Origin of the sequence: Methylococcus sp. EFPC2, assembly GCF_016925495.1 — a bacterium.
Lineage (GTDB): Bacteria > Pseudomonadota > Gammaproteobacteria > Methylococcales > Methylococcaceae > EFPC2.
In genome coordinates this window covers 1567164-1591876 of sequence record NZ_CP070491.1, presented here as the reverse complement: position 1 = coordinate 1591876, position 24713 = coordinate 1567164, and the positions used below count along the sequence as shown (strand labels likewise).

Annotated in this window: 24 protein-coding genes; 11 read left to right on the top strand and 13 right to left on the bottom strand. The window is 58.4% G+C overall.

Annotated elements, in window-relative coordinates:
* Positions 1 to 26: 26 nt before the first annotated feature.
* The 3 genes from JWZ97_RS06610 to JWZ97_RS06600 are packed head-to-tail and all read left to right on the top strand — an operon-like array spanning position 27 to position 1614.
* Positions 27 to 293: a DUF4404 family protein gene (locus tag JWZ97_RS06610; RefSeq protein ID WP_205434004.1), complete on the top strand. Its 267-nt coding sequence runs from the start codon at positions 27 to 29 to the stop codon at positions 291 to 293.
* An 8-nt stretch (positions 294 to 301) separates the two neighbouring features.
* Entirely contained in the window at positions 302 to 622 is a 321-nt protein-coding gene (locus JWZ97_RS06605) for a hypothetical protein (RefSeq protein ID WP_205434003.1), read from the top strand.
* Positions 623 to 678: 56 nt separating this feature from the next.
* Positions 679 to 1614 carry a matrixin family metalloprotease gene (locus JWZ97_RS06600; protein WP_205434002.1) on the top strand — a complete coding sequence of 312 codons (936 nt, stop codon included), beginning with the start codon at positions 679 to 681 and terminating at the stop codon, positions 1612 to 1614.
* 298 nt (positions 1615 to 1912) lie between these two features.
* On the opposite strand, the gene tyrS is transcribed toward JWZ97_RS06600, so the two are convergent.
* Positions 1913 to 3109: a tyrosine--tRNA ligase gene (tyrS, locus tag JWZ97_RS06595; protein ID WP_205434001.1), complete on the bottom strand. Its 1197-nt coding sequence runs from the start codon at positions 3107 to 3109 to the stop codon at positions 1913 to 1915.
* Positions 3110 to 3280: 171 nt separating this feature from the next.
* Between tyrS and queA the strand changes: the two genes are divergently transcribed.
* From queA to serB, 5 genes are read left to right on the top strand one after another with little or no spacing between them, the layout of a single operon-like run.
* Positions 3281 to 4315: a tRNA preQ1(34) S-adenosylmethionine ribosyltransferase-isomerase QueA gene (gene queA, locus JWZ97_RS06590; protein WP_205434579.1), complete on the top strand. Its 1035-nt coding sequence runs from the start codon at positions 3281 to 3283 to the stop codon at positions 4313 to 4315.
* The gene (locus JWZ97_RS06585) at positions 4312 to 5412 is read left to right on the top strand and encodes a lysylphosphatidylglycerol synthase transmembrane domain-containing protein (RefSeq protein WP_205434000.1); all 1101 of its coding nucleotides are present in this window, start codon (positions 4312 to 4314) and stop codon (positions 5410 to 5412) included. Before queA ends, JWZ97_RS06585 begins: the two co-directional genes overlap by 4 nt.
* 12 nt (positions 5413 to 5424) lie before the next feature.
* The gene (locus tag JWZ97_RS06580; RefSeq protein WP_205433999.1) at positions 5425 to 5850 is read left to right on the top strand and encodes an HIT domain-containing protein; all 426 of its coding nucleotides are present in this window, start codon (positions 5425 to 5427) and stop codon (positions 5848 to 5850) included.
* A complete protein-coding gene (locus tag JWZ97_RS06575; protein WP_205433998.1) occupies positions 5847 to 6149 on the top strand; it encodes a YkgJ family cysteine cluster protein in 303 nt (100 codons plus the stop codon). Before JWZ97_RS06580 ends, JWZ97_RS06575 begins: the two co-directional genes overlap by 4 nt.
* Before the next feature lie 11 nt (positions 6150 to 6160).
* Positions 6161 to 7009, top strand: a complete 849-nt coding sequence (gene serB / locus JWZ97_RS06570) for a phosphoserine phosphatase SerB (protein ID WP_205433997.1) — start codon at positions 6161 to 6163, stop codon at positions 7007 to 7009.
* Positions 7010 to 7037: 28 nt separating this feature from the next.
* Here serB and JWZ97_RS06565 read toward each other — a convergent pair whose 3' ends face one another.
* The 11 genes from JWZ97_RS06565 to pilB all read right to left on the bottom strand — a co-directional run bounded on the left by JWZ97_RS06565 (position 7038) and on the right by pilB (position 19760).
* A complete protein-coding gene (locus JWZ97_RS06565; RefSeq protein WP_205433996.1) occupies positions 7038 to 8159 on the bottom strand; it encodes a glycosyltransferase family 4 protein in 1122 nt (373 codons plus the stop codon).
* Positions 8159 to 10078 carry an asparagine synthase (glutamine-hydrolyzing) gene (gene asnB, locus JWZ97_RS06560; protein ID WP_240342516.1) on the bottom strand — a complete coding sequence of 640 codons (1920 nt, stop codon included), beginning with the start codon at positions 10076 to 10078 and terminating at the stop codon, positions 8159 to 8161. The genes JWZ97_RS06565 and asnB overlap by 1 nt, the downstream gene beginning before the upstream one ends.
* Positions 10079 to 10140: 62 nt before the next feature.
* Positions 10141 to 11208: a glycosyltransferase family 4 protein gene (locus tag JWZ97_RS06555; RefSeq protein ID WP_205433994.1), complete on the bottom strand. Its 1068-nt coding sequence runs from the start codon at positions 11206 to 11208 to the stop codon at positions 10141 to 10143.
* A gap of 22 nt (positions 11209 to 11230) precedes the next feature.
* Positions 11231 to 12175, bottom strand: a complete 945-nt coding sequence (locus tag JWZ97_RS06550; protein ID WP_205433993.1) for a glycosyltransferase family 2 protein — start codon at positions 12173 to 12175, stop codon at positions 11231 to 11233.
* Positions 12176 to 12240: 65 nt separating this feature from the next.
* Positions 12241 to 12906, bottom strand: coding sequence for a bifunctional 2-polyprenyl-6-hydroxyphenol methylase/3-demethylubiquinol 3-O-methyltransferase UbiG (locus JWZ97_RS06545; RefSeq protein WP_205433992.1), 666 nt, complete (start codon positions 12904 to 12906; stop codon positions 12241 to 12243).
* Position 12907: 1 nt separating this feature from the next.
* Positions 12908 to 14182: an oligosaccharide flippase family protein gene (locus JWZ97_RS06540; protein WP_205433991.1), complete on the bottom strand. Its 1275-nt coding sequence runs from the start codon at positions 14180 to 14182 to the stop codon at positions 12908 to 12910.
* Positions 14183 to 14484: 302 nt separating this feature from the next.
* A complete protein-coding gene (zapD, locus tag JWZ97_RS06535) occupies positions 14485 to 15306 on the bottom strand; it encodes a cell division protein ZapD (RefSeq protein WP_240342515.1) in 822 nt (273 codons plus the stop codon).
* Positions 15307 to 15328: 22 nt separating this feature from the next.
* On the bottom strand, positions 15329 to 15928 hold the full coding sequence (gene coaE / locus JWZ97_RS06530; RefSeq protein ID WP_205433990.1) for a dephospho-CoA kinase: 600 nt from the start codon (positions 15926 to 15928) through the stop codon (positions 15329 to 15331).
* A 3-nt stretch (positions 15929 to 15931) separates the two neighbouring features.
* Positions 15932 to 16810 (bottom strand): A24 family peptidase, encoded by an 879-nt coding sequence (locus JWZ97_RS06525; protein WP_205433989.1) that lies wholly within the window; start codon positions 16808 to 16810, stop codon positions 15932 to 15934.
* Between the two features lie 16 nt (positions 16811 to 16826).
* Positions 16827 to 18041 carry a type II secretion system F family protein gene (locus JWZ97_RS06520; protein WP_205433988.1) on the bottom strand — a complete coding sequence of 405 codons (1215 nt, stop codon included), beginning with the start codon at positions 18039 to 18041 and terminating at the stop codon, positions 16827 to 16829.
* 3 nt (positions 18042 to 18044) lie between these two features.
* Positions 18045 to 19760, bottom strand: a complete 1716-nt coding sequence (pilB, locus tag JWZ97_RS06515; RefSeq protein WP_205433987.1) for a type IV-A pilus assembly ATPase PilB — start codon at positions 19758 to 19760, stop codon at positions 18045 to 18047.
* Positions 19761 to 20030: 270 nt separating this feature from the next.
* Between pilB and pgaB the strand changes: the two genes are divergently transcribed.
* The 3 genes from pgaB to pgaD are packed head-to-tail and all read left to right on the top strand — an operon-like array spanning position 20031 to position 23787.
* Complete coding sequence (gene pgaB, locus JWZ97_RS06510; protein WP_205433986.1) at positions 20031 to 21920, top strand: poly-beta-1,6-N-acetyl-D-glucosamine N-deacetylase PgaB; 1890 nt, start codon at positions 20031 to 20033, stop codon at positions 21918 to 21920.
* 39 nt (positions 21921 to 21959) lie between these two features.
* Positions 21960 to 23372, top strand: a complete 1413-nt coding sequence (pgaC, locus tag JWZ97_RS06505; RefSeq protein ID WP_240342514.1) for a poly-beta-1,6-N-acetyl-D-glucosamine synthase — start codon at positions 21960 to 21962, stop codon at positions 23370 to 23372.
* On the top strand, positions 23353 to 23787 hold the full coding sequence (gene pgaD / locus JWZ97_RS06500) for a poly-beta-1,6-N-acetyl-D-glucosamine biosynthesis protein PgaD (RefSeq protein WP_205433985.1): 435 nt from the start codon (positions 23353 to 23355) through the stop codon (positions 23785 to 23787). The genes pgaC and pgaD overlap by 20 nt, the downstream gene beginning before the upstream one ends.
* Here the strand turns inward: pgaD and JWZ97_RS06495 are convergent.
* Complete coding sequence (locus JWZ97_RS06495) at positions 23766 to 24674, bottom strand: alpha/beta fold hydrolase (protein WP_205433984.1); 909 nt, start codon at positions 24672 to 24674, stop codon at positions 23766 to 23768. The two genes, pgaD and JWZ97_RS06495, sit on opposite strands and share 22 nt — an antisense overlap.
* Positions 24675 to 24713: the final 39 nt, after the last annotated feature.

The following is a 24713-nucleotide window of genomic DNA, read 5'->3' as shown; positions in this document are numbered from 1 at the left end:
GTCAGTCAGGCCATGGGGCATATCTTATGAGCGAACAACAAGTCAGCACCGCATTGGAGGAACTCCGCCGCGAAATCGATCAACTCGAACTCGATGACCAGGCCGCCAGAGAGCGCTTGACCGGCTTGATCGAAAGCATCGAGCAGCGGTTGATTCCCGGTGTCGTGGACGAAGATCAGCCCGATTTGGTCGATGAGGTAAAAGACGCGGTCACTCACTTCGAAGTGGAGCATCCGCGCATCACCGGCATATTGAACGACTTGATGATGGCCCTGAGCAATCTGGGAATCTGAGTCGGCGGATGTATAAGCGTTTGTTGCCGCAATTGATGTTTCTGCTTGCGCTGGCTGTTAGTCAGCCTGCACGGGCGGAATCGGATCCGGAAGTTCATCAGCGCCGCTTGCGCGAGGAGCTCAAGCTGACGGAGCAGCAATCGGCCGAAGTTCGCAAGATTTTCGAAAAAAAACGTGGCAAACTCGAAGCCCTGCGCCGTCAGAAGCATGAAATAGTCGAGCAGGCGCGGGACAGGCTTCGGGCCTTACTGACCCCGGAGCAACTGCAGAAGTTCGATCGTCTGCGCGAAGAGCGCCGCCAGCAACGCGGGCATCGCCGGGCGCATTGAAACGGGCCGCCATATCGGCGGCCCGCACGCATCCCCCTTACAAGGAGTTTAAATCTATGAAATACCCTCTTACGATCGGCACGATGGCACTGGTGCTGAGCAGCCATGGCGCCGGCGCGGTCACCCTGCATTTCGATTACAGCTACGACGGCGGATTCTTTTCGGGGGCCAATCAGGCGCGGAGAAGTACGCTGGAAGCGGCGGGCGAGTATTTTTCCCAGCGTTTGACGGATAGTTTGAATGCCATCGATAGCGGCGGGGTCAACCAGCTCAACGCCAGCATCAAGCGGCCCGATACCGGGGCCGACCTGACCCTGGGCGCCGATTACCGCGTGGCTGCGAATACGCTGACCGTCTACGTGGGCGGGAGGAATCTTGGCGGCAATTCGCTGGGTTCCGGCGGCCCTGGCGGCTACGACGCATCGGGTACGCAGGAATTCGTGGACAACGTGGCTGGGCGCGGCCAACCGGGCGCGCTGACCTCTCCGAAAACGGATTTCGCACCCTGGGGAGGTGCCATCGCCTTCGATGCGGACAGCTCGTGGTATTTCGATACCGATACCGCCACCCGCGAATCTTTTTCGGGCTTCGATTTCTACTCGGTCGCGATCCACGAATTGGGTCATGTGCTGGGCATAGGCTCGGCGAATTCCTGGAGCCGCTGGGTCGCCGGTGGGCAGTTCACCGGGCCGGAATCCACCTCGGTCAACGGCGGCAACATACTGCTGTCCGCCGACGGCGGACATTGGCATTCCGGCCAGACCAGCACGGTCGGCGGGCAGGGTAGCTTGGAAACCGCGATGGATCCCGAAGTCATCGCCGGGGTTCGCAAGACTTTTACCGATCTGGACTGGGCAGTGCTCAAAGACATCGGCTGGGACGTCGCCGCCGTGCCACCCCCGACGGCCGTGCCGGTGCCTGGCCAGGCCCTGTCATTCCTGGCCGTCATCATGGCCTGGGTCGGCAGGAATTTGATAAGGCGTCGCGATTGATTTAGCTATCCAATGTCGCGGGGTGGGCTGGCGGCTCCGTCGTGCAGCCCAACCCATGCGCTTCCGGTCTTGAATGGCCCGGCCGCCTCCCCGCGCGGGCGGCGCTGACGCCGAGCGGAGCCGGCAGCACGGCCGGTAACCCGCTTCCGCTGTTTTCCAGATAACGCTACATCATAGGCAGCAGAGGCTCGCACCTCGTTGCCCCGGCATTCGCCGCCGACTCCCGAACTGGAGCCGGCGCAGCCGCCTGTCGTCTCCGGGGCGGCGCGCAGCGAAACGAGAGGGCGGTGTGCGATGGCTAGGACAATGTCACCTTGGCGATCTTGCGCTTGCCCACCTGGACGATGTAAGGCCCACCGGCCGGTATCAGTGCCTTGGGTTCGGCGATTTTTTCGCCGTCCAGCTTGACGCCACCCTGCTGGATCATGCGGTTGGATTCCGAGGTGCTGGCGGTCAGGCTCAGGTCTTTCAACAGATTGGCGATGGGGTAGCCGCCGTCCGGGACCGCGAGCGTCTGCTCCTCCAGGTCTTCCGGTATCAGGCCTTGCTTGAAGCGGGCCTCGAATTGTTCCAGCGCTTCCCGCGCCGCCACAGCGCCGTGGAAACGGGCGACGATCTCCTGGCCCAGTTTCACCTTGACGTCGCGCGGGTTCGCGCCCTCGGCACAGGCCCGTTTCCAGCCCTCGATCTCGCTCATGGGGACAAAGCTCAGCAGCTCGAAATAGCGCCACATCAGGTCGTCGGAAATCGACATGATCTTGCCGAACATCTCGCCGGCCGGCTCGGCGATGCCGATGTAATTGCCCAGCGACTTGGACATCTTCTGCACGCCGTCCAGGCCTTCCAATATGGGCATGGTGAGCACGACCTGGGGTTTCTGCCCGTAGTGTTCCTGCAACTGGCGTCCCACCAGCAGGTTGAATTTCTGGTCGGTGCCGCCCAGCTCCACGTCGGCCTTGAGGGCGACCGAATCGTAGCCCTGGATCAGCGGATAGAGGAACTCGTGGATGGCGATGGGTTGGCCGGTCTTGTAGCGGTTGTTGAAGTCCTCGCGCTCCAGCATGCGCGCCACGGTGTGCTTGGCGGCGAGCTGGATCAGATCCACCGGGCTCATGGCGTTCATCCAGCTTGAATTGAACATCACCAGAGTCTTTTCCGGGTCCAGTATCTTGTAGATCTGCTGCTCGTAGGTCTTGGCGTTCTCGATGACCTCGTCGCGCGTCAACGGCTTGCGCGTGGCGCTCTTGCCGGTCGGGTCGCCTATCATGCCGGTGAAGTCGCCGATCAGGAAGATCGCCTCGTGGCCCAATTCCTGGAACTGCTTGAGCTTGTTCAGCAACACCGTGTGGCCCAGATGCAGGTCGGGCGCGGTCGGGTCGAAACCCGCCTTGATGCGCAGGGGCCGGCCTTCGGCGAGTTTCTTTTCCAGTTCCTCCTCGCGCAGGATTTCTTCCGTGCCGCGGCGGATCAGTTCCAGTGTTGGGTTGACTGCCATTTCTTGTCTCGTGTTCGATGGTGTATCCCGCCGGTTTAGCCGAGCGGGGCGAAAAAGGCGCAATTTTAAAGCAGTTGCGGGAATAGAGCCCGGAAAAAAACCGAATCATCACTTCCCGGTCATGAAAAGGCGGATACAATCGCGCCTCCCAAGACTCCACCGAACCTCATGTTGAAAAGAAGCGACTACGCCTACGACTTGCCCGAACATTTGATTGCCCAGGCGCCGTTGGCAGAACGCTCCGCGAGCCGCTTGCTGCATCTGGAAGGGGGGAGCGGAAACTTGTGGGATCGAATGTTCGCCGATTTGCCGTCGCTGCTGCGACCCGGCGACGTGCTGGTGTTCAACGACACGCGGGTCATACCGGCCCGGCTCTACGGGCACAAGGCCAGCGGGGGACGGGTCGAAATCCTCATCGAACGCCTGCTGGACGACCGCCATGCCTGGGCGCACGTGCGGGCCAGCAAATCGCCCAAGCCGGGTGCCGAGTTGCTGCTGGAAGGCGGCTATCGATGCCGCGTCACGGGGCGCGAAGACGACCTCTTCGCGCTGAGCACCGACGAATCCGGGCCCAGCTTTCCGGACATACTGGCCGAGATCGGTCACATGCCGCTGCCGCCGTACATTACGCGCCCCGATCAGGTCGACGACCGCGAGCGTTACCAAACCGTGTTTGCCCGCAATCTGGGGGCGGTGGCGGCGCCGACCGCCGGCCTGCACTTCGACGCCGCCATGCTGGAGCGGTTGGACGCCTTAGGCGTGCGGCGGGCTCACGTCACCCTGCACGTGGGCAGCGGCACTTTCCAACCGGTGCGGGTGGAAAACCTGGACGAGCATCGCATGCACGCGGAATACTGCGAAATCGACCAGGAGGCCGTGGATGTCATCCAGGCGGCGCAAGCCTCGGGCGGTCGGGTGGTGGCCGTAGGCACCACCGCGGTGCGCACGCTGGAAACGGCCGCCGCTTCTGGCTCCTTGCAAGCCTACCGCGGCGACACCCGCCTGTTCATCCGTCCGGGCTTTTGCTTCCACTGCGTAGACGCCTTGCTGACCAACTTCCATCTGCCGGAATCCACTTTGTTGACCCTGGTCTGCGCCTTCGCCGGCTACGAGCAGACCATGGCCGCCTACCGCCACGCGGTGGCGCAGGCGTATCGCTTCTTCAGCTACGGCGATGCGATGTTCGTCACGAGACCAACGGAATGACACAGCACACGCCGCCCGTCGGCGGCCGGGACATCCTCGGCCAGTTCAGCCCCGCGCGCGTCCTGCTGCCGGTGTCGCTGGGCCTGGGCATTGTGATCTACATGCTCTATCAGGAACTGATCAAGAACGGCCTCACGCCGGCCGAACTGTTTACACGGCTGGAATGGCGTTCGGAGACCGTCTATTGGTTGATGCTGGGCGGCGTGATGATGGCCTTGCGGGAGTTCGGCTACATGTGGCAGCTGCGCATCCTGACCGACCGCAAACTGAGCTGGCGGGCTTCGTTCGAGGTCATCATGCTGTGGAATTTCTTCGCCGCCGTGTCGCCCTCCATGGTCGGCGGGGCGGCGGTAGCGGTGTTCATGCTGGGCAAGGAAGGTATTAGCGTCGGTCGGGCGACGGCGATCATCTTCACCACAGTTTATTTCGACCAGGTCTTTTTCATCAGCATACCCTTGCTGGTCAGCCTGGTCATACCGCAGGACGACATCTTCGCCCCGCTCAGGCTGATCCCTTCCGATCTGCTGGGTACCGGCATCTACGGTGCATTCTGGAGCGCCTGGGGCGGCATCGCGGTTTATGTGATCTTGCTGATCGCCGCCTTGTTCGTCGCGCCAACCTGGATCAACTGGTGGCTCACCCGTCTATTCCTGCTGCCTTTCATGGCTCGTTGGCGCGCTCAAGGGCTGCACATGGCCAACGAGCTGATGATCGCTTCGAAAGATCTGCGCGATCGCTCATTCGCCTGGTGGATGACCGCGTGGGCGGCGACTTCCGTGGCCTGGTTGGGCCGCTACCTGGTCCTTAATTGCGTGCTGGCGGCCTTTTCCCAATTGACGCTGGGTCCTTACGACCATTTGCTGGCGGCGGGCCGGCAGGCGGTGCTGTGGATCGTCATGCTCGTCTCGCCCACGCCGGGCAGCGCCGGGGTGGCCGAACTGGGGTTCTCCTGGCTGTACAAGGACATGGTGCCGGCCGGCCTAGCGTTGACCTTGGCCATCGTATGGCGTTTGATCAGTTATTATCCCCACCTCCTCATAGGATTGCCGGTCATGACGCGCTGGATCAAGCGCGTCTATGGCCGCGACGTGCGTTAACTCGGAGCTTGAATGTTCGAATTGCACCCTCAGTTGAAGCGGGATTGCCGGGACCTCGGCCGCTTCACGCTCTGCCGTTTGTTGTTGATGAACGAATCGCGCTACCCCTGGTTCATCCTGGTGCCCGAGCGGGCGGGCGTGAGCGAAATCCATCAGCTGTCCGATACCGACCGCCACCAACTGGCGGACGAGTCCGCGCTGACGGCGCAAACCCTGGCGGAATTATTCCAGGCCGATAAGATGAATATCGCGGCGATCGGCAATCTGGTGCCGCAGTTGCATATCCATCACGTCGTACGCTATCGCAGCGACCCGGCCTGGCCGGCGCCGGTGTGGGGCAAGTTCACGCCTTCGCCTTACGATGATGGCGGGCTGGAGAGGGTGTCCGAGCGGTTGATTCAGGCCTTGCCCGCAGGTTTGCTGCAGACTGGGCCATGAACTGCCGGCCCGGTTGCGGGGCCTGCTGCATCGCCCCGTCGATTTCCAGCGCCATACCCGGCATGCCCGGCGGCAAACCGGCAGGCGTACCCTGCCCGCAACTCATCGGCGACTATCGCTGCGCCATGTTCGGCACGGACGCAAGGCCGGCCTGCTGCGGCGGGCTGCAAGCTTCCATGGAGATGTGCGGCAACAACCGCGACGAGGCTTTGCGCTTCCTGAGCGAACTGGAAGCGGCGACTCGTCCCACGACTTTTCCCATAATCTGCGAGCGTCCCGTTCGTATGCCCAAGGACTAAAGCTCCGAGCAATGACTTATACGACTTTGATACACAGCGCCCGCTTGACCGGCGCTCAACAGGATGCGGTTCTGGCTGAAGTGCCCGGCCGTCTGTCCAGCCTGGGCGCGCACTATCGCCTGTACCACGCCGAGGCGATCGGCGAGGTGGCGCTGGCCGAACTCAGGGAAACCTTGAATGTCGACATCAATACCTTGCCTGAGGGTTTCGATCCCGGCCGGGTGCGGCTGATCGTCACCGACATGGATTCGACGCTGATCGCCATCGAATGCATAGACGAGCTGGCCGATATGCTGGGCCTGAAATCCGAGGTGGCCGCCATCACCGAAGCCGCCATGCGTGGGGAGCTGGAATTCGCCGAGGCCTTGAAGAAGCGCGTCGCCCTGCTCGAAGGACTGCCCGAAAGCGATCTGGAGCGTGTCTATGCGGAGCGCCTGCGCTACAGCCCCGGCGCCGCCATCCTGATGAGCGAGGCCAGGCGGCGCGACGTCAAGACGGCTGTGGTCTCGGGTGGTTTCACGTATTTCACCGAGCGGGTGAAGGCCGAACTGGGCCTGAACTACGCCCTGGCCAATCGCCTGGAAACCCGCAACAAACGCCTCACCGGCCGGGTGCTGGGCGAAATTTGCGGGGCCGAGGCTAAGGCGGAGTTTTTATTGAACCGTTGCCGCGAACTGGGGATTTCCACCGGACAATGCATCGCCATCGGCGACGGCGCCAACGACTTGAAAATGTTGTCGGCGGCAGGGCTGGGCGTGGCCTATCACGCCAAGCCCAAGGTGAGGGAACAGGCCGATGTCGCCATCGACCGGGGCGGCCTGGAATGCGTGGCCGATTTCCTCGTTGCGGAAACACGCTGAAAACCGGCACGGCAAACGCCGCCGGTTTTCAGGCGAGGATGTCCCGGTAAAGGGCTAGCGTTTCCCGGTTGACCCGGTTGACGGAAAATTCGGCCACCGCCATTTCCCGTCCCTTGCTTCCCATCCGCTTGCGGAGATCGGGATCTTCGATCAGTCGGCGCAAGGCATCGGCCAGCGGCTGGACCGAGCGAGCCGGCACCAGCAGGCCGTTCTCTCCGTCGCGCACGACTTCGCGGCAGCCCGGCACGTCGGTCGTCACGATGGGCCGACCACACGCGGCCGCCTCGATCAACACCTTGGGCAACCCTTCCCGGTAGGAAGGCAGGCAGACGATGTGGGCCTGGGCCATGACTGCTGGCATATCGTCCCGTTTTCCCCACCGTTCCACGATCCCATCTTGTTGCCAGCGAGCAATTTGCCCGATTTCGATAGAGGCAGGATTGGCCTCGTCAGGCTCGCCCACCAAGGCGAAGCGGGCTCTTATCCCTTGGGCCCGCAGTGTGCGTGCTGCCTCCACGAATTCACCAACGCCCTTATTCCAAAGCAGGCGGGACGCGAGGATGACCAAGGGTGTCTTCTGAGGTTCCGGCGTGGGCGAGTACGCCTCAATATCCACCCCCGATCCCCGGATCAGTGCGATACGGCCGGAGGGTACGCCCAACTCCATGAGAAAGGCATGATCGTCGGGATTTTGGACGATCACCTGGCTCCGGCCCAGCAAGGCGCGAAACACCGTGGCCACGAATTTACCGAGTAGCCGAGCGCTCCGGCTGGTGGAGGTGAACAGCCACCCAAGGCCTGCCACGGCGTTGACGATGCGTGGTGTCCCCGTCAGCAAGGCGGCGAGCGAACCCAGGAAAACGGGCTTGATCGCGACATGGTGCACGATGTCGGGTTTCTCGCAACGATAGAGCGAAACCAGTCGTGCGAGCAGGACGAGTTGAGACGCCGGATTGGCGCTGCGTCGAGACAGTTCGAGCGGGATCAGCTTCAGGCCGGAATCGCGTATCAGCGTTCCGTGCTCTCGTACCCGCGTTGCCACGACCACTTCAAAACCCGCCTCCCTGGCTGCCAGGGCAAGAGGGAGGCGATGAGAGCAGAAATACCAGTCTTCGGTAACGAAAAAAAGTAGCTTCGGTCGCTTGTTCACTAGGAGTCTTGGGTTTCGAGCCAGGATTGAAACATCAAGATGTCCCACAGGTAGTAGGACCAGTTACGCTTGCCTGCCAGATGTTCGGCCCATTTTTGCCGGATAGGGATAGGATCAAAATAGCCTTCACGCCGTAGCCGGTTTTCGTCCAAATAAGCTTCCGCCCAGTCCCGCAAGGAGCCGCGCAGCCACACGTCGATTGGAACGCCGAAGCCCATCTTGGGGCGTTCGATGAGTTCACGCGGAACATACTGGTAAAGCAGTTGCCGCAGCAGCCACTTGCTCTGCCCGTCATGGAGTTTCATGGGGAGTGGTAGGGTCCATGCGAACTCGACTACCCGATGATCCAGCATCGGCACACGCGTTTCGAGTGACACCCCCATGGCTGCTCGGTCTACCTTGGTCAGAATATCGTCTGGTAGGTAGGTGATCTGGTCCAGGTACATCATGCGCTGCTCGAGATCTGGCAGCGCGGCCCATTGATCACGATCATTCAATGCCGTGCGGGGTTCAAGCGAGCCGAGCACCACATCGGAAGGGGTCTTCCAGTGCGACACCAGCCCCAGATAGATTTCTTCGGGTGTAGTGACTGCCAGTATCTCGGAAAGCTTATGCACTTTGTCGCCGGGATTCGCATAACGCCAGCTGTCTGGCAGAAGCCGGGATATTCCCTGGAACAATTTGTTCCATTGCTCAGGGGGCAATGTGGTCAGCATACCCGCCAAAATCGCGCGCACGGGACGTGGCAATACGCTGACACGGCGCCAGATGCTTTTCGCCCAGAAATACCGGTTATATCCGCAAAATAGCTCGTCTCCGCCATCGCCAGAGAGGCTGACGGTAACATGTTGCCGTGCCAGTTCCGAAACCAGGAAGGTCGGTATTTGCGATGAGTCGGCAAAAGGCTCATCGTAGAGCGAGGGTAGTTTGGGAATCACTGCCATCGCACGATCGGGCGTGACATAAAGCTCGGTATGCTCGGTTCCCAAATGCCGCGCCACGGCATTCGCGTGCTCCGCTTCGTTGTAGCCGGCCTCGTGAAAACCGATGGTAAATGTCTTGACCGGGCGTGAACTCAATGACTGCATCAGCGCCACGATCATGCTGGAGTCATAGCCGCCGGAAAGAAATGCACCGAGCGGCACGTCGGCCACCATCTGCTGGTTAACCGACTGCTTGAGTAGTCGTTCCAACTCGCTAAGCGCGGCTTGTTCGCTTCCTGTAAACGGGGCGCTTACTCCCGCTTCGGCGACCGCTCGTGCAGACCAATAGGTTTTGGCTGCCGGCTCGTCGCCTACAGCGCCCGTCTCAAGGCTCAGATAAGTGCCGGGTAGCAATTTGTAAATACCCTTGTATATCGAGTATGGGGCCGGAACATAATTGTGGCGCATATAGGCCGCCAAGGCATTCCGGTCAATTTCACCCCGCCAGGCCGGGTGGGCTCGTAGCGCTTTCAATTCCGAGCCGAACAGAAAGGTTTTACCCATCCAGCCGTAATAAAGCGGCTTTTCGCCGATACGATCCCGTGCTAGGTGCAACGTGTGCTCCTGGCGATCCCATAACGCGAAGGCAAACATGCCGACGGTTTGTACCAGGGTCTTTTCGATGCCCCATGCTTCAATGCAAGCCAGCAAGGTTTCGGTATCCGAATGCCCGCGCCAGTGCGACAGGCTTTCCTCTCCTTCATCGGACAGGGCTTGGGGACAGGGAGATTGCAATGCATTCCGCAGTTCCAGGTGGTTGTAAATCTCCCCGTTATAGGCAATGACATAGCGCCCGCTTGCTGAAGCCATGGGCTGGTGGCCTGCCGCGGAAAGATCGAGTATGGATAGTCGGCGATGCGCCAAGGCTATGTTGGCGTTCTGATCGACCCATGCCCCAGAGTCATCGGGGCCACGATAAGCAATGGCAGCGGCCATGGCCCGAGCGATGTCGGAACTTCCGGCTGATGTGCAACCGACGAATCCGGCAAACCCGCACATCAGCGGGGCTCCGCCACAGATAGAATCAGGTGTGTCAACCGGTCCGCCGTCACGCTCAACGAATAGCTAGTTACTACCCGCTCCCGCCCTGCAGTCCCCATGCGCTTTCTGAGCGAGGGATCATCGATCAGCCGGTTTAGCACTGTCAGCCAATCAGCCTGCGAATTTGCCCAAAATCCGTCGATGCCGTCACGAACAATTTCTGCGTTGGCGCCTACAGGTGACGCCACGACCGGTATGCCGCAAGCCATACACTGAATCAGCTTGTAGCCGCACTTACCGCGCGTGAATGGTTCATCAGGCAAGGGCATTATTCCGATATCGAACTGCTGGATCATCTCGACTTCGTGCGCCTCAGACCAAGGCAACACCGATATTGGAAGACCATTAAGCTGCTCTGCATTCGCTCCGACTGCGACGAAGCGGACATTAGTCTTCTCGGCAAGGTGGTTTATGACGGGTGCTATTAATTGCAAGTAATGTGCTGTGGCGGGTGAGCCTATCCAGCCGACAGTAACAATACTGTCGTTAGACCAATCTGGCGCTACATAACGAGCGGTATCAACCACTGTTGGTACTATTTCCACATCCTTTGCCCCCGTCTCTAAGGCTCGCTCAGCTAAGTAACCGTTACCGGCAACGACTATATCAGCGCGCCGCATCACGCTATCAATTTTATCACCCAGCAGTTTGCGAATAATGGCTGACGGATGTAGGTCATAATAATGGAATACCGCATCATCGTAATCCGCTATCAAACGGACGCGTTTGGAGAAAATCCATAACTCGATCCATGCAGGAAGCCATGGCAGAAACTCTTTCTCTACCCACACCACGTCGAACTCCGCTGCTCGGCGTATCCATAAAAACCGTTCAAAATATGCTTGCAGCATGCTGAGAAAGGATTTAGGCCGCCCGGCATATAAGTTGATTATGTATTGATCGTTGACTAGCGGCGCAACGGTGACTTGAAATCCGGAGGACTCCAGCATCGGTAAATATTGATAAATACGCAGACGGCTGCTCGCGCCGATACGAGTATAGCGGGTAAATGCAAGAACTCGCATTTTTAATCTCGAAACGGCATCGTTATCTACAATTCGTACGAATGATAGAGGGCAGAGCTTTTAGAAGCGAACCGTACGCTATAAGAGTATAAGCAGCATCTCGCCGACTGCCCTGCAATAAGGAAAACGCCAGGCGAGAAAACGGTTCCGCGATAATGGTAAATAACAACACCAACCAGGCGGAGGGTAACGAAAAATGCTTAAAACTATAAAATAAGCGGCTGCGTAGGGAATAGAACAGGCGTGCCGCCTTGACTTGACTCGATGTGCCGCCACCGGCGTGAAACGCTCGCGCACTCGCCAAGTAAACGCTTTTATACCCAAATGAAGCCGCCCGCCGGGAAAAATCGAGATCTTCAAGGTAAACGAAAAATCGTGGATCAAAGCCCTGCAATTGTTCGAACAGCGATCGCCTGACTAAAAAAAAAGCGCCTATTACATGGTCCACTGTTTGTGTGCTTGTGTGGTTCCATTCAGTCATCTGCAAGGAAAACTGGCGAAACCATTGGAGCTTATTCAGACCGATGGATTGCAAAATAAAAGTCAATGGTGTTGGAAATCTGGCACAACTACGTGCCACGCGCCCTTCTTCATCGATCAACTGTATCCCTGATACTCCAACCGATAGATTGTTTATGTCACCCATAAAAGCATTTGGCGTTGAAAGCGAGCCTGCAAACAAGCGGGTATCAGGGTTTAGAAACAAAAGGTACGGCGTCGATGCGATTGCCGCCCCCTGGTTGCAAGCCGCCGCGAAACCGAGGTTTTCCGAGTTGCGGATGATTTTCAGCGGAAAGGGAAGTTTCCCCATGGCTTCGACGTGATCCAACGAGTTATCACGCGATGCGTTGTCGATGACAATAACAGCCTCCACCACTCCTTCATGGTGTTCCGCGATGCTGGCGACCGCCCGGGCAAGCTGTCCGGAGGCGTTCCAGTTGACTATGATGATAGTAACTACGCTCATTGCTATGCTGTGACTTCGAGTTTGAGAGTCATTGGTCTAATCATTTTATATAGACAAAGTACTGTTTAAATATCATCCGATTGTTGTTGAGCGGTCGTGCAACAGAAAATATATTGACTGGTTAAAAAGTCTGCAAAAATTCCTAGAGTAAGAATATTTAGTTTTCCGGAGTTTAGGTGTAATTCCAGGCTGGTTCTTTTGGATTTTTCGATTGTTAAACCCGCGCCGGATATTAGTTCAAGCATGGTTTTTTTTGTGAAAAAGCGCAAATGGGTTTTGTCACGTATCCCTCGCTCTTCATAATCGAAGCGCCCCATCAGCAAGGGCAGGACAAGGGAAAAATGCCTTGCGTTGGGTAAAGAAATGATTACTTTTCCTCCCGCTAATAAGTGCTCCGTCTTCAACTTGTAAAGAAATGACCATGGGTCTTGCAGGTGTTCCAGGACATCAAGCATTAGGATAAGTTCGAATCTGCCCAAACCGGCAGGTAACGCGGAATTTTCAACATCAAGGCAGTATACGGTGTCAACGTTCTGTTCTGCCTGCCGTGCCGCATCCTGAAACAATTCTATTCCAACCGTTTGTCGGCAAATGCCTTCATTTTTCAGCATGGCGAGGGTCCGGCCAGAGCCGCAGCCTATTTCGAGAACACGTTCAGCTTTGGGCGGCACGATATCCAATATTATCGACCGTGCCGAGGAAAAATAATCTTTGCTCTTTTCTTCGTACATGTTAGCTACTTCCGGATCCCCATTTATTTCCCAGCCAGACCAATATCAGCATATCGAAAAAATTGCGTATAGACCATGCCATCGCACAGCCAATAACGCCGTACTGGCGAATAAAATATAACAACAGGAAAAAATACAGTGGCGTTTCGACGATGTGTAATAACGCGGTGAGCTTGGAGTGCCCTTTCGCATGCAACAAAGCGAAATACATCGATCCCACAGCGTTGAATATAACGCCAATAGTTAAAATGCGGCCTGCCGAAACCGATTCCGGACTCACTGGCTGTCTAAGCCAAAGCGTCAGGATATCAGGCAATAAATAGGATAGAACCCCCATGGAGACCGTCATGATGACTACCGTTCTGATTAGCCAGGCATGAAAGAACGAGTTTGCTTCCCTCGGGGACGAAACCAGCATTTTGCTGATAGTCGGAAAAGCTACCGACGTGATAGCCCCCACGACTACAAGTGCTTGCGTAACTACTTCATACGGGATGACGTAAACGGTAATCGCGGCGGCTGAAATCATGGCGCCCACGAAAAAGCGATCAGACTGCACCATTAAAGGTCCGACTATGCTGGTCACGGTGAACCAACTACCGAATTGCAGGAGTTGTTTGGCAATGATCCGAGAATAACGCCCGCATACGGTCCGGCCGGATAATATTATGCAGCGATAGGCGCTATTGCGATAAAACCACAGAGCCAAGCCTCTGGACGCCACTAAACTTGCTATAAGTAAAGGCATTTCGCTGGTATATAGGGAGATGCAATAGGGGCCGAGGAAATTGGCGCACCCCAATGCCATTCTTAACAGGCTAATGCTTTTGAAATTAAGATAAGCCTCATTGACTCCGCGATAAGTCGCGCTCATCGCTTGTAGTGGTATCGCCACGGCCAATAACAGCAGTGAACTTTTTAACTCCGAGCCAGGTACCGAAGCAATATTAATTATACGGTGTATATCTAGGTAAGCTGCTAATATCACCAACGCCATGCCGACCGCGCCAGTCATTAGGGTCAAACGAATGGCTGTTGCCAAAATAGATGAAACGTCACTGCCGGTGCCGCTCTGTGATGCTGAAATCCTTTGGGTTACTGCCCGGCCAATTCCTAGGTCCAGTGCCCCCGCATAACCTATCAAACTCCAAGCGAGCGCGAGAAATCCAAAGCGCTCGGCGCCTATTATCGCCAATAGTTTGGGCATGCTTATGGCGGCGACTATGAGTGGAAAACCGAGTCCCAATAGGTTCCAAAGAATATTGCGATATGACATCGAGTTGGATCGGCTTCCTCTGCTAGGGCTTATGTATGACGTATTCCGTGACCCATTACCGATAAGCTCTTGGCGAGATCAAGACGAGTCTGCCACGGGATCGTGAACCCTTGTTTGTCAGGCTATCTCTAAATAGGCGCGCCAGTAGCGGGTTTGTTGGATGCTCCCTAACAGCAGAGTATTGTATTGCTCCGAATTGATGCGTCGTCAATGCCGGCAGTTTGTAGATATCAAAAATAAAATGAAAGCTCGGTAGTGGCGTATATTCGGTGGGTGAAGCCGGGTAGACGAGAAACAGCTAATCAAACCATGCAACAGGTCAATTGGAAGTCAATTTTGTCATTGGTTTGAGTCGGTCGTTCGTTGGTATGCGAGGTCATGAATCGTATGGTAAAGCGATGCTTCCCTCCACTGATTTCGGCGAAACAGGCCTGATCCTTGGAAAGTGCCACGCGCAAAAGCTGGAAGGGCAGGGCGTGATCGAGGGTCTTCTGGAAGAAGCCCCCCGGGGCGACCTCCTCGCTCGCCTCCCCGCTCTGGCGGATGGTGTTCAGCACCAGGTCGATGGCGGCGCGGATGGTCGCGAAGGGCGCCAGCCAGTCTTCCAGATCGCGCTTGCGCAGCGCATCGCCCTGCTGCAGCCAGTAGTGGTAGGCGGGCAGGTCGAAGGGGCAGGTGCCGCCGGGTATGGCGCTGCGCTGGGCGATGGCTTTGAACAATTCGTTCTCGGCCAGCGGCTGGCCGATCTTGCCGGCCGAGGCATACAGCCGGCCGCTGAGGCTCTCCAGCTGGCTCAACAGGGTGCTCAGCTTGGCCGCGTCGATGCCCTGGCTCCTGGCGAGTTTGCCGAATACGCCGGCGTGGCGGTCGAGTTCCTTGAGGCTTTCCGATTTGAGGTCGTTGCGGCTGAACAGGGCGAGGATTTCCAGCAGGGTGGCGATGACCGCGCGGCTGTCCCACACGGAATTGCCCTGCATGAAATGGTCGGCCTGGAGGAACAGCTGTTCGAGGCGCATGAACACGCGGATCCGTTCGTTCAACGGAAACTCGTAGAGAACCAGATCGTTCAAGGGAGAACCGGCGGGTGTCGTGTGGGGCGGCCGAGCGGCCGAATGGGTCGGCATTTTGCAGTTTGCGGTCGATTAGTCAAGGAAGTTGTTGAGCCAGGCCGATGTATAACGCGTGCAGACGGGCAACCTGGGGTCGCAAGGAGGTCAAGTCGCCGTCGTTGGCGATGATGTCGTCGGCGGCGGCCAGGCGTTCCGAACGGCCAATTTGGCTTGTGATGATTTTCTCGATCGTGGTTCTGTCGAGAGTGTCGCGCTGTGCAACCCTGGCGTACTGCCGTTCGACGGGGCAGTCGACGACCAGAACACGGTCCACGAAATCTTGGTGCTGAGTTTCAAGCAACAGGGGAATGGCCAGCACGCAGTAATCGGAATGGATGGTTTGCGTGCGATCGTTCAAGGTCTGATAGACGAGTGGATGTAAGATTGCTTCCAGTCGATGTTTGAGTTCGGGAACGGCCAATATCAGAGCCCGCAGGCGGGCCCTATCCAAATGTCCATCAAGCAGGATGTCATGACCGAATTCCCGCACGATCTCAGCCAGTGCGGGCTGGCCGGGTTCGACCAGTTCATGAGCGACTTGATCGGCGTCGAGTACGGGTACCCCGAGTTCGATGAAGAGTTTGGCAATCGTGCTCTTGCCGCTGCCGATGCCGCCGGTAAGTCCGATTCTGAGCACGGCTCAGGACGTCAAGCCGGCGAAGTTCTGATAGGCCTCGATCAGATCTTCGCCCCAGAGCAGTGCGATCCATCCGGCTGCCGCCAGATAAGGGCCGAACGGGATGGGGATGTTGCGGTCGTGGCCGCGCAGCCAGATCAATCCTATTCCGATGATTGCGCCGACCAGCGAGGACAGCAGTACGACAGGCAACAGCATTTGCCAACCCAGCCAGGCGCCGAACACGGCCAGGAGCTTGAAGTCTCCGTAGCCCATGCCCTCCTTGCCGGTCGTCAGCTTGAATGCGTGGTAGACCAGCCAAAGGCCGAGATAACCCGCGACGGCGCCGATGATGCTTGATGCGCTATCGGTGTAAATACCGAACAGGCTGAGCAGAAGTCCGCACCAAAGCAGCGGTTGAGTGATTGCGTCCGGCAACAACTGGTGATCGATATCGATCACCGCCAAACTGATCAGGCCCCAACTGAAAGGGAGGGCCAACGCGGCCTGCCAGGTGGGACCCAAGCGCCAAACCACCACGGCCGAAACCAGTGCGGTGAACACCTCGATCACGGGATAGCGGACCGAAATGGCGGCATTGCAGGCAGAACACCGGCCTTTGAGCAAGAGATAACTGAGGACGGGGATGTTCTCGTGCGCACCGATCGCATGTCCGCAATGGGGGCAGCGGGACCTCGGTGTGACGAGATTAAGCTTGGGGTCATGCGGGGCTGGGACTTCCTGCCCCAAGTATTCGTGGCATTGGCGTTTCCAGTCCCGCTCCATCATGAGGGGCAAGCGGTAAACGACGACATTCAAAAAACTCCCCACTATCAGTCCCAGCAGGCCGGCCAGGGTCGTGGACAGAGCGGGACTGTCGAGCAATATTTGCAGCGTGTACATAGCGGAGGCGGGGAGATCAGACTACCGAACCCAACTTGAATATCGGGAGGTACATCGCAATGACCAGGCCGCCCACCACGACGCCAAGAAAGGCCATGATCATGGGTTCCAGCAGGCTGCTCAAGGCGTCGACGGCGTTGTCGACTTCTTCCTCGAAGAAGTCCGCCACCTTGGCCAACATGCTGTCGATGGAGCCGGATTCCTCGCCGATGGAAACCATCTGGATCACCATGTTGGGGAACAGATTGCTCTGCCGCATGGCCAGTTGCAACTGGTGGCCGGTCGCCACTTCGTCGCGCATCAGCAACACGGCCTGGCCGTAGACCACGTTCCCGGTGGCGCCTGCGACGGATTTCAAGGCTTCCACCAAGGGGACGCCGGCGGTCGACATGGTGGCGAGGGTGCGGGCGAAACGGGCGATGGCCGACTTGCGCATGATTTCGCCGATGACCGGTATTTTCAGGATGGCCCGGTCGAGGAAGTGATTGAAGCCCACGGAGCGTCTTTTTAAGTTCATGACGGCGAAGCCGATGGCGACCGCGGCGCCGAGCATGATGTACCAGTATTCCTGCGTGAAGCGCGACATGTTCACAACCATCTGGGTGAAGGCGGGCAGTTCGGCGCCAAACCCCTTGAACAAGTCTTCGAATTGTGGGACGACGAAAATCAGCAGGATGGCGGTGACGATGACCGCCACGACCATGACGGCGGTTGGATAGAACAAGGCCTTTTTGATCTTGCCCTTGAGGGATTCGGTTTTTTCCTTGTATTCGGCGATCTTGTGCAACAGGGTTTCCAGCACGCCGGCCTGCTCGCCCGCGTGTACTAGGTTGCAGAACAACTCGTCGAAATAAAGCGGGTGCTTGCCCAGCGACTCGGCCAGTGGTGCTCCGCCCTCGACATCCGCCTTGATCGCCATGATCAGCTCCTGCATGCTGGGATTCTCGTGTCCGCGGCCCACGATGTCGAATGCCTGCACGAGGGGCACGCCGGCCGACATCATGGTGGCCAACTGGCGGCTGAACACGGCGATGTCCTTGGGCGTGATCTTTTTCTTGCGGGCGCTGAACAGCGGTTTGGGTTTTTTCTTGATCTTGACAACCTTGATACCCTGACGGCGCAGGTCGGCCTTGGCCAGGGTTTCGGTGCGCGCGCTCAACTCGCCTTTGATGCGGCCGCCATTCCGGTCGGTTCCCTCCCAGACGAACAGCGTGAGTTCTTCTTTGGCCATGGCTTAGTCCCGTGTCACGCGGTCGATTTCTTCCAGGCTGGTAATGCCGGCTTTCACTTTTTTCAGGCCTGAGCGCCTCAGGTCGGAGATCCCTTCGCGCTCGGCTTGCGCCGCCAACTGCATGACGTTACCGCCCTCGAGTATGATGCGGTTGATGCTTTCCGATATGGGCATCACCTGGTAAATGCCCACCCGCCCCTTGTATCCCTTGACGCATTTGTCGCAGCCAGTGGGGCCGTATAGCGTCAGACCTTCCATTTCATTTTCTTCGAATCCCGCATCCAGCAGGGCTTCCGGTGGAAGCTTGACTTCCTGCTTGCAGTGTTCGCACAGGCGGCGGGCCAGGCGCTGAGCCATGATCAGGAGGACCGAGGATGCGATATTGAATGAAGGGATGCCCATTTGCATGAGCCGGTTGAGCGTCTGAGGCGCGTCGTTGGTGTGCAGCGTCGAAAGCACCAAGTGGCCGGTTTGGGCGGCCTTGACGGCGATTTCGGCGGTTTCCAAATCGCGTATTTCGCCCACCATGATGATATCCGGATCCTGGCGCAGGAAAGCGCGCAGAGCCTCGGCAAAGGTGAGTCCGGTCTTGACGTTGACATTGACCTGGTTGATGCCGGGCACCGTGATTTCGACCGGATCCTCGGCGGTGGAGATATTCACGTCCGGCTCGTTCAGGATGTTCAACGCCGTATACAAGGTGACGGTCTTGCCGCTGCCGGTCGGACCGGTGACCAATATCATGCCGTAGGGCTTCTTGATCGCGCGCAGGAAGTTCTCCTGCTGCTCCGGTTCGAAGCCCAGCCTTTCGATACCGATCTGCGCACTGGTCGGATCCAGGATGCGCAACACGATTTTTTCGCCGAACAGCGTGGGGCAGGTATTGACGCGGAAGTCGATGGCCCGGGTGCGGGACAAGGCCATTTTAATGCGGCCGTCCTGCGGGATGCGCCGTTCGGAGATGTCCATGCGCGACATCACCTTGAGGCGGGCCGCGATACGCGAGGCCAGATTGGCCGGCGGACTGGTGACCTCGTGCAGCATGCCGTCGTGGCGGAAACGGATGCGGAAATTTTTTTCGTAGGGCTCGATATGGATGTCTGAAGCCCCTTTTTTAATGGCGTCCAGGAGTATCTTGTTGACGAAACGCACAATGGGAGCTTCGTCAACATCACTGGCGTCGCTGTCCGCTCGGGCCTCGATCTCGTCGCCGCCCGAGATCTGCAGATTGTCCAGATCCGTGTCCAGCAGGTCCTTCATGGACGTGTCGGCGGCTTCCAGCGCGTGGTCTATCAGCTTGGACAACTTGTCTTCTTCGACGACCACGCAGTCGGATGACAGGCGCGTATGGAACTTGATTTCGTCAAGTCCCTGGAAATTGGTCGGGTCCGAAACGGCCAGGTAGAGCCGGTTGCCCCGTTTGAACAGCGGTAGGGCGTGATGCTGGCGGATCAGCCGCTCGCTGACCAGTTTGACCGGGATCGTATCGGTCATCATGGCATCGAGATCGAACAAGGGCAGGCCGAATTCTCGGGAAACGGTGACCGCTATGCTACGGGCATCCAAGATCTTGTTGGCGACCAGATGGGAGACGAAGTGAATCTTTTTCTGGTGCGCTTCTTCAAACAAGGTCTGCGCCTGCACTTCCGTCAGCAATTCTTCTTTGACCAGGCTTCTGGCAAGACCGCTGAGTTGTAATTTAGGCGCCAGTGAGGCCATGGTGGGTTGGTTGTAAGCGGGTGCGTGCGTAAGGTGGCGTTTATATTAGATGAAGGGCTTGGAATGTCCAGCAAGCCCATGGGGAAATCCCTATGCGCCGACATCGCGATGCAATAGAATGTACATCTTCCAGTCACACTCACAATCCGGGCTTGTACGCTCGCCATGCTGTTCATGCCGCTCGCTTTATTCCGATGCCCCCTGCCTCCTCGATTTCGTTTCCCTGTCACCGGTAAGTCCGCACCGCCGAAGGCGTGGTTTGCGGCGGGGATGTTGCTCGCCCTGGTACTGCGCGCGCTACCCGTCTACGCCGCAGAGGAGTTCGTGGTCTTGTCGTATCACGACGTCAAGGACGAAGTTGCCAAGGACATCCGGGCGGGCCAGACCGCGGTGAGCACTGCCAATCTGATCGCCCAGTTCGATTGGTTAAAGAACAATGGCTACCATGTCGTGAGCGTGCAGGACCTCCTGAACGCCAAGGCCGGCCGCCGAGCCTTGCCGCAGAAGGCGGTGTTGCTGACTTTCGACGACGGTTACGCCAACGTCTATCACAAGGTTTTTCCGCTGCTCAAAAAATACCGCTACCCGGCCACGATAGCGCTGGTCGGAAAGTGGATGGACTCGACGGCGCGCGATCCTGACGTACCGGTCGAAACGCTGTTGAGCTGGGAGCAGGTGCGGGAGATGAGCCGTTCCGGCCTGGTGGAAGTGGCTTCTCACAGTTACGACCTGCACCTGGGTTTGCTCGGTAATCCGCAGGGCAACGAGCAGCCGGCCGGGGTCACCCGGATTTACGATCCGCAGAGCAAACTCTACGAGCAGGATACGGCCTACCAGCATCGCATACGCGAGGAGATGAGAAGGGCCAGCGAGAGCATTTTCCACCATGTGGGCGTCAAGCCCCGAGCCATCGTCTGGCCATACGGCGAGTCCAATCGGGCTTTGATCGAAGCGGCGCGGGATGTCGGCATGGGCGTGACTTTCGTGTTGCGCGACGGTAAGAATACGACCGCCGACTTGTCCCTGATTCAGCGCATGCTGGTGTCGGAAAATCCGGATATCGCCGATTTTTCCCGCATGATGACGACCCTGCGGGTGGGCGACCGGCCCCTGCACGTGGTCCACGTTGACATGGACTATGTGTACGACCCCGACCCCGTGCAGACCGAGCACAATCTGGATGCATTGATCGACCGCATCCAGGGCATGCGGGTCAACACCGTATACTTGCAGGCGTTCTCCGACCCGGACGGTGACGGCAACGCGGAGGCCTTGTATTTTCCCAATCGCCACCTGCCCATGAGGGCTGATCTGTTCAACCGGGTCGCTTGGCAGCTGCTGACTCGCGCTCGTGTCAAGGTCTATGCCTGGATGCCGGTATTGGCTTATCGCCTTAATGCACCGGACAACTGGTTCGTTCACGAATGGAAAGATGGCAAGCCACAACTGGCCAGTCATATCTACAAGCGTTTGTCGCCCTTCAATCCGGACGCCCGCCGAGTGGTTGGGGAGATCTATGAGGACCTGGCCACTCATTGCAGTTTCGGGGGCATCTTGTTCCATGACGACGCCATCCTGTCGGATTACGAAGATGTCACCGCGGCAGGGCTGGCAGCGGCCAGACGATGGAAGTTGCCGACGGACGAAGCGCACTTGCGCGGGGATGCCGCGACGCGCATGAAATGGGCAAAACGCAAGACCCAAGCTTTGCTGGAATGGACTGATTTTCTGACCGAGAAGGTACGTTACTGGCGTCCCGACATCAAAACCGCCCGTAATTACTATGCGCTGCCTCTGCTGCAACCGGACAGCGAGGAGTGGTATGCGCAGTCCTATGCAACCGGGCTCAAGCATTACGACTATGTCGCGATCGAGGCCATGCCGCTGATGGAAAAGGCCGAAAATCCCAAGGCTTGGATGGATGAACTGCTCAAAAAAGCCGCCGCTTATCCGGACGGTTTGCGCAAGACCGTATTTGAACTTCAGTCGGTCGACTGGAATACCCAGCAGGAAATTCCGATGACCGATTTCATCGCGCAGATTCAGCAGGTTCAGCGTTCCGGCGGTATCCACATCGGATATTATCCGGATAACGTGTTTCACGATCATCCGCGTCAGGAAGACATGGAGCGTGTATATGCGTTGCCCCATTTTCCCTAGATGCCCAATACAAACGGTTTACCGGGGCTGATTTCGGGCATGGCCGCACCTGCCGTCGCGAGCCCAGGCCTACTGGACGCCTTCCCCCCCGCCTGGCTCCATTTCATGGCGCTGGTTTGGGCTTATGTCCAAGGCTGTTGGGCTCTGGTCGAGGATGGCTGGGCCCATATTCCCTGGCTGGCGATCGGCGATGGCATCTCGGCCTTCGTGTTTTATTATCCGCTGGTGATGGCCTATGCCTGGATGATAGGCGCCGTTATCTACTACCTGCGTTGGGAGCGGCGCGACGGCGATACCGAGGCCGACGTGCCGTCCCTCACCGACTATCCGCCGGTTGCCATTCTGGTCCCCTGTTACAACGAAGGGGAGAACATACGCGAGACCATCGAGTATCTGCTGCGCCAGAAGTATCCGAATTACGAGATCGTCGCCATCAACGACGGTAGCCGGGATAATACGCTCGCCATATTGAAAGGCCTCGCGGACCGTCACGACAAGGTGCGTGTGGTCAACCTCGCGACCAATCAGGGCAAGGCCATGGCCCTGCGGGCGGGTGCCTTGTTGACCGAGAGCGAATATTTGGTGTGCATCGACGGCGATGCGCTACTGGGCCCCGAAGCTATCACCTGGATGATGCGGCATTTCCTCGCGAGCCCGCGGGTCGGCGCGGTGACCGGCAATCCGCGCATACGCACCCGTTCGACTTTGCTCGGCAAGATTCAGGTGGGCGAGTTTTCGGCCATCGTCGGCCTGATCAAGCGGGCGCAGCGGACCTATGGCCGAATATTCACCGTGTCCGGCGTCATTGCCGCGTTCCGCAAGTCGGCCCTGCACGAGGCTGGCTATTGGAGCAACGACATGGTGACGGAAGACATCGATATCAGCTGGAAGCTCCAGCTCAACGGCTGGAATATCCGCTTCGAGCAGAATGCGCTGTGCTGGGTGCTCATGCCCGAGACCTTGCAAGGCCTGTGGAAGCAGCGCTTGCGCTGGTCCCAGGGCGGAGCCGAGGTGCTGTTGCGCTATTCCAGTCGGGTGTTTTCCTGGGCGGCGCGGCGGATGTGGCCCATTTACCTGGAGTGTCTGCTCAGCATCGTCTGGTCCTACCTCATGGTGGTCGCCTTGACCATCTGGTCGGTGAGCCAGGTCTTCGATCTGCAGCGGCATGCCATCAGCGCCCTGATACCCGACTGGACGGGCATGCTGTTGAGCGTGACCTGCCTGGCCCAGTTCGGCGTGAGTCTGGCGATCGATTCGCGCTACGAGGCCAAAATCGGCGGCGTCAGCCGCTATTACTACTGGATGATCTGGTATCCCCTGGTTTACTGGCTCAATAACGTGGCGACCACCGTGGTCGGCTTTCTGAAGGCCGTGGCGAAAGAGCAGGGCCAGCGGGCCGTCTGGGTAACTTTGGATAGAGGAGTTTTGAAACGTGACCGAACTCGTGATTAACGCACCCCACCTGCAAACCGGCCGCCAGCGTTTGGGCGCCACGGCGGTGTCGGCGGTCGGCTGGCTGTTATGGTGTTATTTGTTGTTTCCGCTGGCCGCGCTGGCAGGCTGGCTGCTGAATGTCGAGGCCTGCTCGCAGTGGGTGAATCTTTCCGGAGGCTACCTCAATCTGCAGGAAATGCTGGCGATATACGGTTTGACCGTGTCGGTCATGGCCGGCATATGGACTTGCTGGGTGTCTTACAATGCGTTCATGTCGCGTAGAGACAGCGGCGCGCAACAGGCCACAGCCGTTAGCTTGGACGATGTCTGCGCGGCCTTCGGCGTGCGAGCCGACGATGTGATGCGCTGCCGGCGCAACCGCTATGCGGTGGTGCACTTCGACCATCACGGTCAAATTATCGGGCTGGAGTGATCCGGACCTCCGGTTAGCGCATCAAGGGCGCTCCAAAAGCGATCCAGCACCGTGTCGCCCTCCAACATGATTTCATGGCGGGCGTTTTCCAGAATCGTAAAGCGGCCTCGGGGTAGGCGTCGGCTGATCCGTCGTGCGGCTTCCAGGTCGACGATCAGGTCGCCGTCGCCGACGAGAATATGCACGGGACAATCGATGCCCTCGACGTAACCGGGGCGCTCCAGTACCTCGATCGAATCGAAGGCGGCCTTGACCCAGCCGAAGGTGGGGCCGCCCACGAGCAGTTCCGGTCGCCGCCTCGCCAGGTCCGGAAAGCGCTCGAAGCGCACCCGGTCGCTCGTCAGCGGATTGCCCTGAAACTCCCGCGCCGTCGGGAGATAAGGCCTGGCTCCGGGGATGTAACTGTCCGCCAGGCCCAAGCCCAGCATGCCTCCGACGATCAATGGCGCGACATGGCGCGGCCAGCGTCGGGTCTGCAGGTCTATCATGGGCGCGCACAGCAGCGCGCCGTCGGGTCGGAATCCCCACTCCGCGCAATAGCGCAACGCGAGGTGCCCTCCCATGGAGTGGGCGATCAGATAATGGGGGCCCTGCGGTTGCCACAGTTCGTGAACGAAGCGGCGCAGATCGCTCAGATAGTCCTCGAAACTCGCCACATGCCCTTTCAGCCTATCGGGCAAAAGCCGGTCCGACAGTCCCTGGCCACGCCAGTCGAAACTGTAGACCGACAAACCTCTGGCGGTCAGCCCGGCGATGATTTCCTCATATTTCTCCACCGTCTCCGCCCGCCCCTGCAGCAGAAGCACGCTGCCCGAGGGCTCCTGCTGCGGGTGGTCTATGCAGTAGCGGATGCGGACAGCCGGGGCGACCTGCAGGTAGGCATCCATCGTCTTCCCTTCCTCCTTGTCGGCTCTGTCGACCTGCCC